We start from the raw sequence: 17,313 nt of genomic DNA, 5'->3' as shown, positions 1-17,313 counted from the left end.
GGGTGGGGTGGTCGCCGGCGTTTCGAGGGGCCGGGAGGACAGCGCGTCCTGGCACCGGTACGGCGAGCCGGGGGTGACCGCGGTCTACGGGCAGGGGCCGCGCCCGGTCGCGGTGGCGATCGATGCGGTGTCCGGGCCACTGGGGCCGACGGAGCATGTGCGCAGGGAGTCGGACCGGCCGACTTCCTGTGCATGGGGCCACGCGCGGATGTGGCCGCCCCGCCCGGCGTGGGCGCCGGGCGGGGCGGGGCGCTGTGTCAGTCCGAGGCCGGCGGCCGGGCGGCGTGCTTGGTGGGGCAGGGGATATTCGGCCAGGTGCGGTTGGGGCAGGCGATTGCGTAGTGGCCCGTCCAGCGGCTGTCGGAGATCCATCGGGACCACACGACGTCAGCGGCCCTGGCCAGTTGTTCGACCGCGCGGAGCCGCCGTGCCTCGATCGGCAGCCAGGGATCACCGCCCGGTGTGTGCTCCCCGTACCGTTGCGCGAGCCAGTCGGCCGCATCGGTCGGCGTCTCCCAGGTGCCCCGGAGCTGGGAGGTCGGCCGCAGCAGCCACCAGCCCGTCATCATCGGCGGTAGCTCCGAGAGCCGGAACCCGCCGCTCTCGATCGGTCGGCGCTCCGACTCCTTGGCGAGGAGTCGGCCGTCGCCGGCCCATTCGTAGCCGTGGAAGTGCAACTGCGCTTCTCCTCGGTGGCGTTGGTGCCCCGGCCGGCCGCACGGGGCTGCGGGCGGCCGGGGCTGTCAGGGGGCTTCAGACGGACAGACCGAACCGCGCCGGGTCGATCCCGGCCTCGGTCAGCTCCTCGACGGTGAACAGCAGCGGCTGGTGGTCGGGACGCTTGCTGTCGCCCAGGGCGAAGACACCCGGGGCCTGCGGCACGACGCCGAGGGTCACACACGACTCGCCGTCGTCACCCCCGCCCTGGTTGCCGCCGCACGCACGGTTGAACTCGACCTGCGAGAGGTCGAGTTCGTACAGGTTGCGCTCAGTCATCGCCTGCACCTTCCGGTATCACTTCGGGGCATGGAACGGCCCCGTCCCGCCCAGGACTTGGGCGGGAAGACTCAAGGGGAGGAGCCGCGGGAGGCGGTCACGGCGAGGTACCCGGTTCGAACAGCGGTCGGGCCAGGGCCCTGCCGTCCCGCACCCCACCAGCTCGGCCAGATGGCCGATCGCCAGGTCCTTCCGGACCGGGTTGTCGCCGATCCGCTCCATGAGTTCCGCGTGGGTACGGCGACGCTTCGGCGGACAGTTCGTGTCGGCCGGCTGTGCGAGATCGGCGGCGGACATGGAGTGCTCCCGTGACTCTCGGATCGTTTCGGCGAGTCACCAAATTACGAGAGATGCGGGGAGATTCCTACGCGCTTTCCTGTTCCTGAAAGAACTCGTCTCGGATTCCTTCGGTCAGTGCGCGCATGTCATCTTCATATAGTGCCGCAGCATCGAATGCGGCGAATTTTGACAAGTAGATTCCGACGTCCCTCGGATCGTGCGTGGTGATCTCCGAATGGAACGTCTCCACGATGGCCAGGCGATCGTCATACATGCTGAAGCAGGTCATCGGGAAGTCAGGCATGAGCCTGGAGAGAGGAAGAACTCCGATGGTCACATTGGGAAGTCGGGACAGTGACACCAGGCGATCGAGCTGTGTGGCCATGGCGGCGGGAGGGCATATCCGCCACCGCAGTACATGTTCGCAGATGACGAAATGGAACTCTCGATGGCGGTCGTACAGGACGGCCTGGCGCTCCAGTCGAGCCGCGATGGTCTTTGTCTTGGCCTCTGACGACAACTCTGGGTGCAGGGCGAAAACGGCCGAGACGTATTCGGCGCTCTGGAGCAACCCGGGAATCAACTCGGACCGGCCGACTTCCTGCGCCGCGAAGGCCTGCTGGGGTCGGTTCCTGTCGGGTGACTCGGCTATCGGCAGAGATCCTGCGGCGTCTCCCGATGACGGGAAGCCCACTCGTGCACTCTGTACCCGCGATCCGTGTTGAATCCGACCTGTTGTCCATCGCTACTCCCTCGGCTTCTTGGTCACGATGCCAGGGATCTGCATGAAGCCCTGTCCCGGTGGGAGGGAGGCGTTTCCCGTTCTGGACTGAAGATCTCGCCCAGGAATCCTGCCGGCCAACGAGGAAGCGCCACAAAGGCGTTGTGGATTTTCAGGGGGACCATACGGCTGACTTCCTGCGGCCCCCTTGCGAGGAGCAAGGGGGCCGTCGGAACCATTTGCCAAGCGTTGGCGGTGAGATGGGAGGTGCTACGGGGCGCCTTCCTGGTCCCCCAGGAACTCGTCCCGGATGTCTTCGAGCATGTGCCGCATCACGTCGCCGGACACGGCGGCGTCGGAGAACCCGTTGAACTTCCGCACGTACACCTCAATGTCGCGCGGGTCGGTGACCGTTACCTCAGCGTGCACGGTCTCGACCGTGACCATGCGGTCATCGCGGATGACAAAGGAGTGCGCCGGCACGTCGGACTGAGGTGCAGCCAGCGGAACGACCCGAATGTCGACATGGCCGAGGCGGGAAGCGGAGATGATGCGGTCCAGCTGTCCGGCCATCATCGCGGCGGGAACGAGGCGCCAGCGAAGAACGGGCTCGGTGATGACGAACTGCAGCGTCTTGGTGGCGTCGTAGAGGGACTGTTGTCTTACAAGCCGCGCTGAAACCGCCCGAGACAGCTGCTCCTCACTGAGGTCTTTCCTCCCGAATACGGCTCGCACGTATTCGGGGGTCTGAAGCAGCCCAGGAACAAGAGACGGCTGGAACACGCGAAGAAGCTCGGTCGAGTCGTCCAGCGCTTTGATCTGCTGCTGCTTGCGGTGGTGCCCCAGACGTCGGATCAGGCGCCAGGCCGTCGTCTCCGTGGCCTCGGCTCTCGCAGCGGCCATGTACTCGGCCTTGACCTCGTCGGACACGCCTATGGCCGTAAGGATGCGTTCCACGTCTGCGACGGTGGGTGGTACCTTGCCAGTTTCAATCTTGCTCAACTTGCTCGGGGACATGACAGCGCCACGGGCCACGGCCTTGGCTTCCTTGCCAGAAGCCTGCCGAAGTTCCCGCAGTGCTGCCCCGAGCCGTGTTCTGTTCACTCGCCGTGTTCGGCCCACCATTCCGTGAACGGGACGGATTTCGCCATCGCAATGTCACGGTATGCCTTGAACTGGGCGATCCGGCTGCCGGTGAGGAATCCAGTTCCGCGATACTTTCCGTTGCCGTCATAGTTCATCTCGGCAACGGTCTCGTCATCAAAGAGCCAGAAGTCCGGCGCCTCGGGAACAGGGTTCTCCTGGCCTGTGGTGTCGAGGATGAAGAACTCTTCACCAGCCGCCATGTTGCGGTGGTATCCCCACGCGAGCTCGAACCGGAGGTAATCCGTGAGCGGGCGAGAGAGGACGTGCACCCGATACATGCGCTTACCGGCCTGGGTGGCATCGGCTACGGTCGTGACCCAGCCAGCGGACTTGTAGCCCTCCGGTTGCTCCTCGCCTGCGAGGAAGGCGTGATAGGCGTCCACTCCGCCGGACTGGCTGTAGTCGTCCAGCGTTTCCAGCCGGAACGCCTCTCGATTGAAATTCGAGAACCAGTCTCCGAGGGTCCTAGATGAGGTTGTCACGGATGGCCTTTCGAACGAGTTCAATGGGAATTTCGACCAGCGTCTCGTGCGCCGGAATCTTAAGATCGTGCTCGGTCAGATGCTCGCCCTGGACGGCGAGGGTGCCTCGGTCCGTCAGGTAGAGCGTCGGGCACTCGCCCTCGTCGCAGGAACCCACAAGCCGTGTCAGCTCCACGTTGTCTCCTCGCTCGGTCTCCCGACGATGCTCCCGAGTTGAGCCGGGCGCAGGCAAGAGGTTCGCGTTTCCGATACTGGAAACCAGCTCAACTTCGAACAGGCACTCAAAAGTTCAGCTACGACGGTGCCGCTTCTGTGGCGGACCCTTGCGGGGGGCAAGGGTCCGCCGGAACGGATGGCTGTGGCTCGGCCGTGGTGGTGCGGCGTCGAAGCAAGGTGCAGGCCCCGCGGGCGGGGCGGGGGAGTTCAGGGCTGGTGGGTGGTGATGGTGATCGGGTGGGCGGTCCAGTCGGTGAGCTCGCCGATGCAGAGGGTCATGCTCCAGAGGCCGCCGCGGGTGAGGCAGCGGGCGACACCGTCGCCGCCGCCGGGGCCGATGCAGAGGCGGATGAAGTCGCGGTGGGCCGCGCGGATCGGGCGCGTTCGGACGTGCTCCCAGAGGACGGGGAGCGCGTGGTCGAGGCTCGGGAAGACGGTCGGGAGCATGATGCCGGTGATCTCGGCCCGCACGGCGTTCACGCGGCGGCCTCGGCGGGGGCGGAGATGTGGCACCAGATGAACTTGCCGATGCCGCCCGCACGCGGGCAGCAGCCCCACTGGGCGGCCAACTCCTTGACGAGGAACAGCCCTCGGCCGGATTCGTCGGAGGTGGAGGTGGTTCGGAGCGCGGGCTTCTCGCTGTCGGCGTCGTGGACTTCGATGCGCAGGAGGTTTTCGGAGAGTCCGAAACGGATCTGGATCAGGCGGCCCTGGGGCGTACGGGCGTGCTGCACGGCGTTGGCGACCAGCTCGGAAAGCAGCAACTCGCCGGTGTAGAGCAGGTATTCGACGCCCTGGTGGTGGGCGAGGAAGTGGTGCAGCTCCTGGCGGGCCGCGCCGGCGGACTTTCGGTGCCGGGGGAGCCAGCAGGCGTGTTCGGTGGGGGCGGGGGAGACGGTTTCAGGCATGGCGGCGCCACCTCTGAGGGGTGAGGGGTGAAGACGACTGAAGAAGGCATGGGGATGCCCGGGTGATGAGCCCACAATCATCACGCTGTGTCGAATGGTGAGCTACGTTGAGTAGCATGCTCCTGGGGGCTTCCAAAGTGCAAGTCCCCACTTTGGAACCGGTCAAAGATTGTTGTCGGGTGGCAGGGGAGGGCAGACTGGCAGATCACAGAAGTGGGGAGGTCGCGACGGTGCCCGTGAACCGGAATCCGACAGTTCGGCAGCGACGGCTGGCTCGAACGCTCAAGGAGCTGCGGGCGGAAGCGGATCTGACGATTGCCCAGTCGGCTCGGCAGCTTGCCTGCGCCGAGAGCAAGATCAGTCGAATCGAGGCCGCGCAGTCAGGGATTCGGTTGGTGGATCTTCGGCTGCTGCTCGACCTGTACGGGGTGGTGGAGTCGGCGACCCGCAGCAGGCTGGAGGCACTGTCGCGCGAAGGTCGTCTGCGTGGATGGTGGGACCGCTACTCGGACACGCTGTCGCCGCTCTATGCCGACTACATCGCGCTGGAATCCGACGCGTCGGACATGTACAGCATCCAGACGTTCCTGGTGCCGGGACTGCTGCAGACGGAGGACTACACGCGTGCGGTGGTCCGTGCCCAGATAGAGGATGCGACCGCGGAGCAGGTCGAGCGGCTCACGAAGGTTCGTCAGGAACGGCGGGCAGTGCTGACGCGGGAGGCGCCACTTCGCATGTGGGTCGTTCTCTCGGAATCCGTGCTGAAGCATCGGATTGGTGGCCGGTCGGTCATGCGGGAGCAACTCGACTTCCTGATGGCGAGTGCCGAACAGCCGAACATCAACGTCCAGGTCCTGCCGGAGGAATCTGACGTTCACGCTGCACTCTTCGGCCCTGTTGCCATCCTGAGCTTCCCCGAGGCGACAGAGACGGATGTGGTGTACGTCGACAGCCTCCTCAGCACGCTCTACATCGAGGAGCCGGAGGAAGTGTTCAAGTACACCAACCTGTTTCGCCGTGCTCTGGCGGAGTCGCTGCCGCGCACCGAATCGGCCGCACTCATCGAGCGTGCAAAGGACAAGGTCTAGAAATGGTGAGTATGTTCCTGCCGTCTGTTTCCGCTGCCGGACTTGAGTGGTGCAAGTCCTCCTACTCCGGCGCACAGAGCGATTGCATCGAGGTGGCCAGTGGTCTGATCGGCGCTGTGCCCGTACGTGACTCCAAGGACCCGGACGGGCCCGCGCTGCTGTTCGCGGCCGAGGCGTGGTCGTCGTTCCTCGCCGGGGTCAAGGGCGGGGAGTTTCCGTCCCTCTGAACCAACAGCGCTGCCCCGCACGGCCACAGGCCGTGCGGGGCAGCGTCGTCTCGTCTTCTTCTTTAGAAGTCGTCGTCGAAGGCGACCGAGCCCTCGACCGCCACCTGGTACGCCGACACCCGGCGCTCGAAGAAGTTGGTCAGCTCCTGCACGTTCTGGAGCTCCATGAAGCCGAACGGGTTGGTCGACCCGTACCGGATCGGCAGACCGAGCCGCGCGAGGCGCTGGTCCGCCACGGCCTCCAGGTACTGCCGCATCGACTCGGTGTTCATGCCGGCCAGGCCGTCGCCGCACAGGTCCTGGGCGAACTGGAGCTCGGCCTCGACGGCCTCCTCCAGCATCTCCGTCACCTGCTTGGCCATCTCGTCGTCGAAGAGGTCGGGCTCCTCCTCGCGAACGGTGTCCACGACCGACATCGCGAAGTCCATGTGCATGGACTCGTCGCGGAACACCCAGTTCGTACCGGTGGCCAGGCCGTGCAGCAGACCACGCGACCGGAACCAGTACACGTACGCGAACGCGCCGTAGAAGAACAGCCCCTCCACACACGCCGCGAAGCAGATCAGGTTGAGCAGGAACGCCCGCCTGTCCTCCTTCGTCTGCAGCGAGTCGATGTGGTCGACCGCGTTCATGTACTTGAAGCAGAACTGCGCCTTCTGGCGGATGGAGGGGATGTTCTCCACCGCGTCGAAGGCCGCCGCGCGGTCCTCGGGGTCGGGCAGGTAGGTGTCGAGCAGCGTCAGATAGAACTGGACGTGCACGGCCTCCTCGAACAGCTGCCGGGACAGGTAGAGCCGGGCCTCGGGCGAGTTGATGTGCTTGTAGAGGCTCAGCACCACGTTGTTGGAGACGATCGAGTCACCGGTGGCGAAGAACGCCACCAGCCGGCCGATCAGGTGGCGCTCGCCCTCGCTCAGCTTGGCCAGGTCGGCGACGTCGGAGTGCAGGTCCACCTCCTCGACGGTCCAGGTGTTCTTGATCGCGTCGCGGTACCGGTCGTAGAACGACGGGTAGCGCATCGGGCGCAGGGTCAGCTCGAAGCCGGGGTCGAGCAGCATCTTCTGGCGATCGTCGGACATTACTGGCAGGCCTCGCAGGACTCGGGGTTCTCCAGGGAGCAGGCCAGGGCGGCCTCCTCCTCCGGCGTGAGGGTCGGGGACGCCACCGGGACGGGGGCGGCGGCGCGGGCGGCGCCCGAGGCGGCCTGGGCGATCCGGGTCGCCGGGCGCGAGCGCAGGTAGTAGGTGGTCTTCAGACCGACCTTCCAGGCGTACGCGTACATCGAGCTGAGCTTGCCGATGGTGGGCGCGGCCATGAAGAGGTTCAGCGACTGGCTCTGGTCGATGTACGGCATCCGGGCGGCGGCCAGGTCGATCAGCGCGCGCTGGGGCAGCTCCCAGGCCGTGCGGTAGAGCGAGCGGACCTCGGCGGGCAGCCAGTTGAGGTCCTGGACGGAGCCGTTGGCGTCGCGCAGCGCGTCCCGGGTCTGCTGGTCCCAGACGCCGAGCTCCTTCAGCTCGCGCACCAGGTACGGGTTGACCTGGAGGAACTCGCCGGAGAGGGTCTCGCGCTTGAACAGGTTGGAGACCTGCGGCTCGATGCACTCGTAGACGCCGGCGATCGAGGCGATGGTCGCGGTCGGCGCGATGGCCAGCAGCAGCGAGTTGCGCAGGCCGGTCTCGGCGAGCCTGGTCCGCAGGGCGGCCCAGCGGTCGGCCCACTCCGGAGCGGCGCTCGGGAAGTGGTCGATGTGCAGCTCGCCGCGGGCGGCCCGGGTCTCGCCGTACGCCTCGTGGCGGCCCAGCTGCTCGGCCAGCTCGCTGGAGCGCTCGTACGCGGTGAGCATGATGCGCTCGGCGATGAGGGTGGAGAGCCGCTTCGCCTCGGCGGAGTCGAAGTCGATCCGCAGCTGGAAGAAGACGTCCTGCAGGCCCATCACGCCGAGGCCCACCGGGCGCCAGCGGGAGTTGGAGGCACCGGCCTCGGGGGTCGGGTAGAAGTTGATGTCCACCACGCGGTCGAGGAAGGTGACGGCGGTGCGGACGGTGGCGTCCAGGCGGTCCCAGTCCAGCGCGTTCAGCAGGTCGTCGGCGGTGGCGCCGGCGGCGACGTGGGCGCCGAGGTTGACCGAGCCGAGGTTGCAGACGGCGGTCTCGGAGTCGTCCGTGACCTCCAGGATCTCGGTGCAGAGGTTGGAGCTGTGCACCGTGCGGCCGGGCAGCGCGGTCTGGTTGGCGGCGCGGTTGGAGGCGTCCTTGAAGGTCATCCAGCCGTTGCCGGTCTGCGCCAGGGTGCGCATCATCCGGGCGTACAGGGTCTGCGCGGGGATGGTGCGGACGGCCTTGCCGGACTGCTCGGCCTTCAGGTACGCCTCGTCGAACTCGGCACCCCAGAGGTCGACCAGCTCGGGCACGTCGGCGGGGGAGAACAGCGACCAGTCGGCGTTGGCGTTGACCCGGCGCATGAACTCGTCCGGGATCCAGTGCGCCAGGTTGAGGTTGTGCGTGCGGCGCGCCTCCTCACCGGTGTTGTCGCGCAGCTCCAGGAACTCCTCGATGTCCGCGTGCCAGGTCTCCAGGTAGACGCAGGCCGCGCCCTTGCGGCGGCCGCCCTGGTTGACGGCGGCGACCGAGGAGTCGAGGGTGCGCAGGAACGGGACGATGCCGTTGGACTTGCCGTTGGTGCCCCGGATCAGGCTGCCGCGCGAGCGGATCCGCGAGTAGGACAGGCCGATGCCGCCGGCGTGCTTGGAGAGACGGGCGATCTGGGCGTACCGGGAGTAGATCGAGTCCAGGTTGTCCAGCGGGGAGTCGAGCAGGTAGCAGCTCGACATCTGCGGGTGCCGGGTGCCGGAGTTGAACAGGGTCGGGGAGGAGGTCAGGTACTCCAGCCGGCTCATCAGGCCGTACAGCTCGGCCACCTCGCGCACCGACTGCTCGTTGTCGCCGACCGCCAGGCCGCTGGCGACGCGGAGCAGGAAGTGCTGCGGGGTCTCGACCACCTTGCGGGTGATCGGGTGGCGCAGCAGGTAGCGGGACTGCACGGTGCGCAGGCCGAAGTACTCGAAGCGGTCGTCGCCCCGCGGGTCGACGAGCGCGTCCAGGGTCGCGGCGTGCTTGGCGACGAAGGCGGCGGTGGTGTCGCCGATCAGGCCCTCGGCGTGGCCGACCGCGACCGAGGCGGAGAAGGAGACCGAGCCCTGGCTGACCGCCTCGTCGACGATCTCCAGCGCGAGCAGGCGCGCGGCCAGCTTCGAGTACTGCGGGTCCTCGGCGATCATCGACGCGGCGGCGTCCACGGCCAGCCCGCGCAGCTCGGCGAAGTCCGAGCCGGCGTGGCGGCCGCGCAGCGCGGCGGCGGCGACATGGCCGGGGTCCACCTGGGGGAGATCGGCGCTGCGGTCGGTCAGCAGCCGGAGCAGCGCACCGCCGGGGTCGGAGACCGTCGGGTCGACGGGGGCGAAGCTGGAACCCTGGGCGGGCAGGGTGGCTGAGGCAGCGGTGGTCAAGGCGCTCTCTCCTGGCGGCGATCGGCGTCGGTGCATCGGGGTGCCGGACCGTTCGGGGCAGGGGAGCACGGCGCGAACGCCCGGTGGCGTCGCGCGACAGTGTCATCCCCGGCCCGCCCGCGAGGCCCGGACGTGGTGCAGTGCTTCGGGGCCTCTGCGGGGAGGCCGGTGGCACGCCGCCGGCAGGTACTCGGACTCGCGGGCCCTGCTTCCAGAGGCCCGCACACCGCTGCGGGGCAGTCCCGGACTCGCACCGGGTTCCCCTGCGTCGACAGCAGGAGTGAGCATACATCTAGTGGCGGTCGACTGTGGCGGCACCATATGTTGTGGCCGTCGTGTCGCGAGCCCGGACAGGCTCGGCGGGGCGTCAGTGCTTCAGGTAGACCTTGTAGGTGCTGGAGTCGCCCGTCGGCGAGGTGAACTGGGCGATCAGCCGGTACTGTCCGCCGGCGGCCAGAGCGGCCGCCAGGGCGCGGTCCGTGGCAGCCGGCGCGGTGCTGTCGAGGACGACCATGGTGAACCAGCCGTCCCGGATGGCGGCCGCGCTGCCGTCGTCGCCGTGGTGCTGCACCCCGGCGGCGTCCCGGTAGTCGGTCCCGTTGCGCGCCGAGACCCACTGCTCAGGTGTACTGACGGTGCCCAGGTAGTACTCGGCGAGTCCGTCGACCTCGGTGAGGTAGCGGCCCTGCGGTTCGGCGTGCACCCGCAGGACGGCGAGCAGCCGCCCGGAGTCGGGCCCGTTCTGGTAGCGCAGCGCGGACTGTTCGAGGCCCAGCGCGAGCAGGGCGACCCACACCAGGATGCCCAGCTGCGGGTGGCGGAAGTGCGCGCCGACCAGCCGGGTGAGGCCGACCCCGGCCAGCGGGGCGGCGAGCAGCATCCCGAAGCCGAGGTGGCGGAACATCGCCCCGGAGGAGCCCAGCGCCAGGTGGATCGCCGGGACCAGCAGCGCGGTGGCGGTCAGCGCGGTGCCCAGCAGCGCGCGCTGGGCCCGGGTGGTGGTGACGCCGCCGTTCTCCGGGGACTCGTGCATCTGCTCGCGGCGGACGTAGGCGATCGTGCCGGCCACCGCGAGGACGGTGAACAGGCCGCCCCACTGGACGGTGTCCAGGAGGATCCCGCCGACCGTGCGGCCGGCCTGGCCGCGGGCCGGGGACCATCCCGCGATCGTGCCGAGTACGCCGAAGGGGAGCAGCGCGCCGGCCGTGCCGGCGGCGAGCAGCAGCGCGCGCAGGGCGGCCGGGCCGAGCCGCCGGTGCGGCCAGGCGGTGGCCAGCGCGAGGGCGGCCAGGGCGGGCATGGCGAGCGTCGAGGCGTACGCGACCGCGCAGGCGAGGGCGGCGGCCGGTGCGGCGAGCAGGACCAGGGCCACCGGGCGGCGGGCGGTGAACACCGTGATCCAGGCCGCGAGGGCGACCAGAAGAACGGCCGGCGCCTCGGGGGCGGCGTAGAAGCCGACGACGACGGTCGACTGCACCACCGCGTAGGCGGCGATGGAGCAGATGGCCACCCGCTCGTTGAAGAGCCGGCGGGTCAGCGAGTACAGCAGCACGGTGGTCAGCAGGGCGAAGCAGAGACTGAGTACCCGGGCGCCGAAGATGCCGTTGGCGTTGGCGGCGGCGCCGGCCAGCGGCGGGTACAGCCAGGGCGAGCCGGGTGTCCGGCCGACCAGGTCGGAGGTGACGGCGGTGCCGTGCAGCAGGTGGGCGAGCTGCTGGCGGCCGGCCACCATGGTCGCGGCCTCGTCGGGGTGCGCGGCGGCCAGCAGGCGCAGCGAGAGCGCGGCCTGGACGATCAGCACGGCGAGCAGCAGACCGCGGGCTATCCAGCGGCGCCGGGGGCTGGGGGCCGGGTCCCAGCCGATCGCGGGGACCTGCGGGATGGTGTACGGCGCCAGCTCGACGGCCTGGTTGTCGTCCTCGGGGGCGGCGGTGCCCCGCTCGGCGGCGGGCCGGGGCAGGGTGTCCGCGTCCGGCCGGGGGCGGCTGCTCCCGGCGCGCGTCGCGGTGCCGCCGGGGGCAGGGACGGGGCTGTCCGGGGTCAGGGGTGGCTCGGAGGCCGCGCTCATCGTGGGTTCCTGATGTCGAAGCCGTAGCGGGGGTCGGCCACGCGTTGCCTGAAGGCGGCGAGGGTGTCCGGGACGGCCTCGACGCGCCAGTCCGCCCGCTTGACGATGTTGAACCAGACGAAGCCGATGACGTCGTCGTGCGCTTCGAGGCCGGAGAAGAGCTGGTCTATGTCCGCGCGCTGGCGTTTGCCCTGCTCCGAGGCGGTCTCGCTGATGAAGAAGGGCTTCTTGCTGAAGGTGCGGATCTCGGCCATGGTGGGCCCGTACAGGGTGTCGAAGGTCTTCGGGCCGGTGCGGGTGAAGTAGCCGGTCATGCCGGCCCAGTCGACGTAGGTGTCGCCGGGGTAGTACGGCGCCAGCCGGGTGTTGGGCGCGGGGTCGGTGATGTTCGGGCTCCAGACCCAGATGACATTGGTCGCGCCGGCCCGGTCGAAGATGTCGTGGACGTGGCGCCAGGCCGCGACGAAGTCCTCAGGGCTGGCGGCCTGCCGCCCCCACGGGTACCAGTCGCCGTTCATCTCGTGCGCGATGCTGACGGCGATGGGCAGGTCGAGCCTGGCCACGGCCTTGGCCACGCCCCGGACGTAGTCGTCGGTCTCGCCGGCCGCGATCCCCGCCAGCGAGTGGTCGAGCGGCTCCCACGCCATGTAGGGCAGGGCCCCGGCCTCGTAGATCCGGCGGACTCCCGCGGTGTCGAAGCCGCCCCGCCAGTGGGCGTAGTACTCCAGGACGTTCGGCTGTTTGCCGATCGCGGCGGTGTAGGGGGCCAGCGCGTCCATCGAGCCGGGCACGTCGGGCAGCGCGGCGCCCAGGTACTTGCCGGCCGGCTTGAGCAGCGGGGTGACGTCGTACGGGACGCCGACCGGGACGGCCTTCGGCTTCGCCGGCGCGCTCGGGGCGCCCGACGCGTTCGGGGTGGCGGCGCCGGGGGTGGCGGCGGCGGCCGGCGCGGGCTGGGCGAGGTCCTCGGTGTCCTGCATCGCGAAGCCCGGGTCCTCGGGGCCGCAGGCGGTGACGAGCAGCAGTGCGGCCGTCAGCAGTGGGAGCGTCAGCCGACGGTACCGGCCGGCCCGTCGGGGGTGGGCGGACATGGCGATCACACAGCTTCCGTGGGGCGCGGTTGGACGAGGACCCGGCCCACGATGGTCGCGTAGAAGAGGCCGGACGCGAGGACGAGGGTGAAGTTGAGCGGGCCCATCGTGAGCATCCGCCATATGCCGATGCCGACCCAGAGCACGGCCGTCCCGCCGCTCCAGACGGTCATGCCGATCCAGAACCGCCGGGTCTTGTTCTTCTTGGCCCCGCTGGAGCCGGTCGGCTGCCAGGCCATCCGGTTGCGGCGCACGATGTCCCAGATGGCGAAGACGTGCGCCCAGCCGTACATCATGCGGGCGGCCCAGGCCTCCAGCCGGTAGGGGTTGCGGTGCCAGAGCGGGAAGACGACGGTCGCGTAGAGCAGGCCGGGCAGCACCAGCATGGTGTTCTGCCAGCGGATCAGGTCGGGTCTGGCCAGCAGCAGCACGATCGGGATGAGCGGGGAGACGAGGGTGAACAGCGCGGTGTGGATGTAGTAGAAGAACCCGGACAGGTAGCAGGCCCGGGTGACCGGCCGCAGCTTGGTCTCCCAGAACTTGCGGCTGCCCAGCAGGCTCATCGACCCGGTGCACCAGCGGTACTGCTGGTTGAAGAAGCCGCCGACGTTGTCCGGGCAGACCCCGGCCGCCAGGGCGATCGGAATGTACTGCAGGTCCCAGCCGAGCCGGCGCAGGTCGAAGCCGGTGTGCACGTCCTCGGAGTGCCCGATCAGCGTGGTGCCGCCGTTCTCCTCCAGGGCGGCCCGCCGGTAGACGGCGCAACTGCCGACGCAGATCGCGCCGTTGTTGCGCTGCCGGGAGACCTGGACGGTCCGGTAGAACAGCTCCTGGACGGCGCCCGCGCCGCGCTCGATCCAGTTCTGGGTGTCCAGGATGCGGAAGAACTGAGGCGACTGGATGATGCCGAGGCGGGGGTTGGCCGCCATGTAGGGGAGCATCTCGGTCAGCAGGTCCGGCCGGGGGGCGAAGTCGGCGTCCAGGATGAGGACGTACTCGCTGTCGGAGTTGCGGAAGCCGAACTGGAGGTTCCCGGCCTTCTTGAACCAGCCCAGCTTGTTTCGGGTGCCGTAGACGAACTCGAAATCGACCGCCATCTGAGCGAGTTGCGGGCTGTTGCTGTCGTCGAGGACGTAGGGCGTGACCTCGCCCGGGTACTGGTCCCGCAGCCGGGCGACGTGGGTCCAGGTGTTGTGCAGGACCTCGATCGGCTCACCGGCGACGGGCAGGAAGATGTCGACGGTCGGGTAGTGCTCCGGGCGCCAGTCCTTCACCAGCGCGCGGTGCGCCGCGAGGTCGAAGGTCTCGTTGAAGCCGTGCACCCAGCGGGAGATGAGGTAGTAGACGATGGTGAAGGCCAGCGGCGGGACGAAGAGGAGGAACCACGGCGTCGCGCTGAGCAGGCCGATCTCGCTGGCCACCATGCAGGCGAAGCTGATGAGGGAGAAGCAGGTGAGGATCCACAGCCGGCTGCGGGCGTAGGTGTACTTCTCGGTGTTGTCCGGCGGCTGCGGCAACAGGCCCCACTGACTGCGGGCGGCCGGGTCCCGGCGGCTGCGCCGGCGCGAGACGGGTGCCCTGCGGCTGCCCGCGAGACGGGTGCCCTCGGTGACAGTCACGTGGCTCTACTCCCCCGGAAGCCGAATTGATCTGAACCTATCCCGCCCGGCAGCCGTTGTCGTACGGTCAGCGCGGGGACGGCAGGATCGTACGGGACCGGCCGTCCTGAATTCTCTCCCCCCTCTTCCGCCGGCCGTACGGAACCGATATCGAGTTCCGATCGTGACGTGGACCGGGTGCGGGCGGAGCACCTGTGTACGGTTGTCGCCCGGCGAGCGAGAACGGTTCAGAGGAAGAGTGATGAGCGTCGTGGACGGTACCGCCGGACGGCCGGCGCGAAGACTGCGGGCGGTCGCCGCGTTCTGCGCGGCCGCCGCACTGCTGGTCGGCTGCGGTGGCGGGTTCGGGGCCTCGACGCGACCGCCGGGCGGCGAGGAGTCACCCGAAGCGGGGCGGCCGTCCGCGCAGGGGCTGTGCTCGTCCGCGCAGAACCCCTTCCCCAAGCTGCCGGTCGACGGTGGGACGAAGATCCTCGAACCGAACCCGTGGAACACCGCCGGCACAGTCTGCCTGGACGCCTCCGGGGGCACCGGCTTCACGGTGACCCAGGTGCGCGACTTCGTCCCGCACAACCCGCTGGCCCCGGGCGCCTACCCCAACATCTCCACCGCCCCCGGCGCGAGTGGACTGCCCGTCCCGGTCAGCGCGCTGGGCGACGCGACCGCCGACTGGGACGCCAACGGCCGGGTGAGCGGCTCCTTCAACCTCTCCTTCGACCTCTGGTACGGCTCCAGCCCGGACAACTGCCTGCCGGGGGAGAGTGCCGAGGTGATGATCTGGCTGGACGCCACCGACAACGTCAAGCCGGCCGGGGCCAAGGTGACGGACGCCCAGACCGTCGGGGACGCCGCCTACAACGTGTTCCAGGCGCCGATCACCGGCCCGCACAGCGTGATCAGTTACGTGCGCACAGCGCCGACCCACACCACGCGCGGCCTCAACCTGCGGCTGTTCACCGCCGACGCCATGGCGCGCGGATACGTCCCGAAGGAGTCCTACCTGTGCCGGGTGCAGGCGGGCTTCGAGGTCTGGAGCGGCGGCACCGGCCTGCGCAGCGAGTCGTTCGCGTTCCACAACCGGGTCGGCCTGCCGGCCGGCGAGATCCCGGCCGGTGCGCCCGGGATCTGCCTGCGGCACGGCGGCGGCGGGATCGCGGGCACCCCGGTGACCGTCGGGTCCTGCGGGGATCAGGCCGTCTCGACCAACTGGACGGTGGGGAACGACGGTTCGGTGCGCGGGGGAGCGGCCTGTCTGGCGCCGGCCGAGCGCGGAGGCGTGATACTGGCCGAGTGCACCGGCGGGTCCGCGCAGCGCTGGGTGGCGGGGGCGGGTCAGCACCTGCTGCACCAGGAGTCGGGGCTGTGCCTGGCGACCGCCGGGGGCGTCCTCGCGGACGGTACGCCGGCCGTCCTCAAACCGTGTGCCGACGTGGTCTCGCAGCGCTGGCGGCTTCCGTACAACGGGCTTGCGTAGGGCGGACGTCGGGTCGGCCCGGGGGAAGCCGCAACGTTTCGTCCGCGCACCCCCCATGGGCGTGGCGGGGCGGATGCCCTAGCATTCCCCACCATGAGCGATCGACCGGTACCGAGTGGCGAGCCGGGCCAGCCCGCCGGGACGCCACCGCAGCAGGCACCGGCCGGAGGGGCCCAGGCCCCCGGTCTGCCGCCGCAGCCTCCGGGCGGTGCCTTCGGGCCCGTCGCCGGGTTCGGTCCGCCGCCCGGCGTACCCCGGCAGCAGCCCCAGCCGGTGACGCCCCGTCCGGTCTCCCAGCCGGTCCCGCTGGTACCGCAGCCGGGCCAGTCGGGGGCGGTTCAGTCCGGCCCCGTCCCGCCCGGGGCGGTGGTCCCGCAGCCGGTCCAGCCCGGCCCGCAGTGGCAGCAGCAGGCAGGTTTCCCGCAGCCGCAGTCCTTCGGTGGCACACCGGACTGGGCGGCCCTGGCGGAGCGGAACGAGAAGGACGCCAAGCGCCGCCGCCGGCTCCAGCTGATCGGCGCGCTGACGGCCGTCGTGGTCGTCGCCGCGGCCGGTGCGGGCTTCCTGTTCTTCAAGCACGGTTCCGACGACAACGGCAAGCCGACGGCCTCGGGACCGAGCATCGGCGCGGTGAGCGCGTCCGCCTCCGGGTCGGCCGGTCCGGTGTCGTCGGCGAGCGCCCCTCCGGCCAAGGGCATCGACAGCCCGCCGACCGTCGGCAGCCTTCCGGCGAAGAAGGGCACGGCCGCACTGAACCTGGGCGCCGAGGCCAAGCAGGGGACGATGCCCGGCTTCTCCGGGCAGGTCCTCAAGCTGCCCAGCGGCCAGGACTCCTTCGCCCAGACCTCCTCCCAGGTCGTCGACGTGAACAAGAGCTTCACCGTCTCCGCCCGGGTGCTGGTCGACCTGCCGAACGGCAACCGCAGCGCGGTCAGCCAGGGCGACGGCCAGTACTACTCGTACTCGCTGGGCAGGGCGAACAACAACGGGCGCGACCTCTGGTACTTCAAGGTCCAGGTGCCCGGCGGCGGTTCCGCGGTGGCCTGGTCCAAGGGCGACGCGACGGTCAATCAGTGGGTCCTGCTGACCGGGGTGTACGACGACCCGTCCGGCCAGATCACCCTGTACGTCAACGGTGCCCCGCAGTCCTCCGCCAAGTCGCCCGGCGTGCCGCCGAGCGGCGCCAACACGCTGCAGATCGGGCGGCTCAGCTCCAACTCGCAGTGGAGCGACCCCTGGCACGGCGCCGTCGCCGACATCCAGACCTGGGACCAGGTGCTGCCCGAGGCCGACATCGTCAAGATCGTCGCCGGCCCGAGCTCGCCGCCGGCCACCCCGCCGACGGCCTCCTGGCTCACTGGCTGAGCCGCCGCCCGGCCCCCGTCTCCGGCCGGGTCGAGCGGCCCCGAGAACGTCCCGCGGTCGCCCCGCGCCACCGCCCCGGTGGTGCGGGCGGCGGCTGCCGCGCGCCCCGGAACACATCGTGCCCC

General features: G+C 69.7%; 17 protein-coding genes and 1 riboswitch. Of the genes, 4 read left to right on the top strand and 13 right to left on the bottom strand.

The window, feature by feature from the left end:
- Nucleotides 1-257: 257 nt before the first annotated feature.
- The 8 genes from ACIQIB_RS09160 to ACIQIB_RS09125 form a co-directional block, all read right to left on the bottom strand.
- Entirely contained in the window at nucleotides 258-677 is a 420-nt protein-coding gene (locus ACIQIB_RS09160; RefSeq protein WP_400757396.1) for a hypothetical protein, read from the bottom strand.
- A 76-nt stretch (nucleotides 678-753) separates the two neighbouring features.
- Nucleotides 754-996, bottom strand: a complete 243-nt coding sequence (locus ACIQIB_RS09155; protein ID WP_363604668.1) for a DUF397 domain-containing protein — start codon at nucleotides 994-996, stop codon at nucleotides 754-756.
- 364 nt (nucleotides 997-1,360) lie between these two features.
- Nucleotides 1,361-1,969: a DUF5753 domain-containing protein gene (locus tag ACIQIB_RS09150; RefSeq protein WP_400757394.1), complete on the bottom strand. Its 609-nt coding sequence runs from the start codon at nucleotides 1,967-1,969 to the stop codon at nucleotides 1,361-1,363.
- Nucleotides 1,970-2,266: 297 nt separating this feature from the next.
- A complete protein-coding gene (locus ACIQIB_RS09145) occupies nucleotides 2,267-3,100 on the bottom strand; it encodes a helix-turn-helix transcriptional regulator (RefSeq protein ID WP_363604673.1) in 834 nt (277 codons plus the stop codon).
- Nucleotides 3,097-3,624, bottom strand: a complete 528-nt coding sequence (locus tag ACIQIB_RS09140; protein WP_363604674.1) for a DUF6879 family protein — start codon at nucleotides 3,622-3,624, stop codon at nucleotides 3,097-3,099. Before ACIQIB_RS09140 ends, ACIQIB_RS09145 begins: the two co-directional genes overlap by 4 nt.
- Complete coding sequence (locus ACIQIB_RS09135) at nucleotides 3,608-3,799, bottom strand: hypothetical protein (RefSeq protein WP_363604675.1); 192 nt, start codon at nucleotides 3,797-3,799, stop codon at nucleotides 3,608-3,610. The genes ACIQIB_RS09140 and ACIQIB_RS09135 overlap by 17 nt, the downstream gene beginning before the upstream one ends.
- A gap of 248 nt (nucleotides 3,800-4,047) precedes the next feature.
- Nucleotides 4,048-4,320: a hypothetical protein gene (locus tag ACIQIB_RS09130; protein ID WP_400655204.1), complete on the bottom strand. Its 273-nt coding sequence runs from the start codon at nucleotides 4,318-4,320 to the stop codon at nucleotides 4,048-4,050.
- Nucleotides 4,317-4,748: an ATP-binding protein gene (locus tag ACIQIB_RS09125; protein ID WP_400655206.1), complete on the bottom strand. Its 432-nt coding sequence runs from the start codon at nucleotides 4,746-4,748 to the stop codon at nucleotides 4,317-4,319. Before ACIQIB_RS09125 ends, ACIQIB_RS09130 begins: the two co-directional genes overlap by 4 nt.
- Before the next feature lie 230 nt (nucleotides 4,749-4,978).
- Here ACIQIB_RS09125 and ACIQIB_RS09120 point away from each other — a divergent pair, with 230 nt between their 5' ends.
- Together ACIQIB_RS09120 and ACIQIB_RS09115 are read left to right on the top strand one after the other, a co-directional pair.
- Nucleotides 4,979-5,836, top strand: coding sequence for a helix-turn-helix domain-containing protein (locus tag ACIQIB_RS09120; protein ID WP_400757391.1), 858 nt, complete (start codon nucleotides 4,979-4,981; stop codon nucleotides 5,834-5,836).
- A 2-nt stretch (nucleotides 5,837-5,838) separates the two neighbouring features.
- A complete protein-coding gene (locus tag ACIQIB_RS09115) occupies nucleotides 5,839-6,063 on the top strand; it encodes a DUF397 domain-containing protein (RefSeq protein WP_400757389.1) in 225 nt (74 codons plus the stop codon).
- A 62-nt stretch (nucleotides 6,064-6,125) separates the two neighbouring features.
- On the opposite strand, the gene ACIQIB_RS09110 is transcribed toward ACIQIB_RS09115, so the two are convergent.
- The 5 genes from ACIQIB_RS09110 to ACIQIB_RS09090 form a co-directional block, all read right to left on the bottom strand.
- Complete coding sequence (locus ACIQIB_RS09110; protein WP_363604680.1) at nucleotides 6,126-7,142, bottom strand: ribonucleotide-diphosphate reductase subunit beta; 1,017 nt, start codon at nucleotides 7,140-7,142, stop codon at nucleotides 6,126-6,128.
- Nucleotides 7,142-9,571, bottom strand: coding sequence for a ribonucleoside-diphosphate reductase subunit alpha (locus ACIQIB_RS09105; protein ID WP_400757388.1), 2,430 nt, complete (start codon nucleotides 9,569-9,571; stop codon nucleotides 7,142-7,144). Before ACIQIB_RS09105 ends, ACIQIB_RS09110 begins: the two co-directional genes overlap by 1 nt.
- A gap of 163 nt (nucleotides 9,572-9,734) precedes the next feature.
- A riboswitch (cobalamin riboswitch) is annotated at nucleotides 9,735-9,866 on the bottom strand.
- A 72-nt stretch (nucleotides 9,867-9,938) separates the two neighbouring features.
- Nucleotides 9,939-11,639 (bottom strand): glycosyltransferase family 39 protein, encoded by a 1,701-nt coding sequence (locus ACIQIB_RS09100; RefSeq protein ID WP_363604681.1) that lies wholly within the window; start codon nucleotides 11,637-11,639, stop codon nucleotides 9,939-9,941.
- Nucleotides 11,636-12,730, bottom strand: a complete 1,095-nt coding sequence (locus tag ACIQIB_RS09095) for a glycosyl hydrolase (RefSeq protein ID WP_363604900.1) — start codon at nucleotides 12,728-12,730, stop codon at nucleotides 11,636-11,638. Before ACIQIB_RS09095 ends, ACIQIB_RS09100 begins: the two co-directional genes overlap by 4 nt.
- 5 nt (nucleotides 12,731-12,735) lie before the next feature.
- A complete protein-coding gene (locus tag ACIQIB_RS09090) occupies nucleotides 12,736-14,154 on the bottom strand; it encodes a glycosyltransferase family 2 protein (RefSeq protein ID WP_363604901.1) in 1,419 nt (472 codons plus the stop codon).
- Between the two features lie 436 nt (nucleotides 14,155-14,590).
- Here ACIQIB_RS09090 and ACIQIB_RS09085 point away from each other — a divergent pair, with 436 nt between their 5' ends.
- Both ACIQIB_RS09085 and ACIQIB_RS09080 read left to right on the top strand, forming a co-directional pair.
- Complete coding sequence (locus tag ACIQIB_RS09085) at nucleotides 14,591-15,823, top strand: ricin-type beta-trefoil lectin domain protein (protein WP_400757386.1); 1,233 nt, start codon at nucleotides 14,591-14,593, stop codon at nucleotides 15,821-15,823.
- 93 nt (nucleotides 15,824-15,916) lie between these two features.
- A complete protein-coding gene (locus tag ACIQIB_RS09080) occupies nucleotides 15,917-17,188 on the top strand; it encodes a LamG-like jellyroll fold domain-containing protein (protein WP_363604683.1) in 1,272 nt (423 codons plus the stop codon).
- Nucleotides 17,189-17,313: the final 125 nt, after the last annotated feature.

Source organism: Kitasatospora sp. NPDC092286 (genome assembly GCF_044755565.1).
Classification (GTDB): Bacteria; Actinomycetota; Actinomycetes; order Streptomycetales; family Streptomycetaceae; genus Kitasatospora.
Note: the sequence above shows the minus strand (reverse complement) of the source record. Positions and strands in the feature narration are given on the sequence as shown.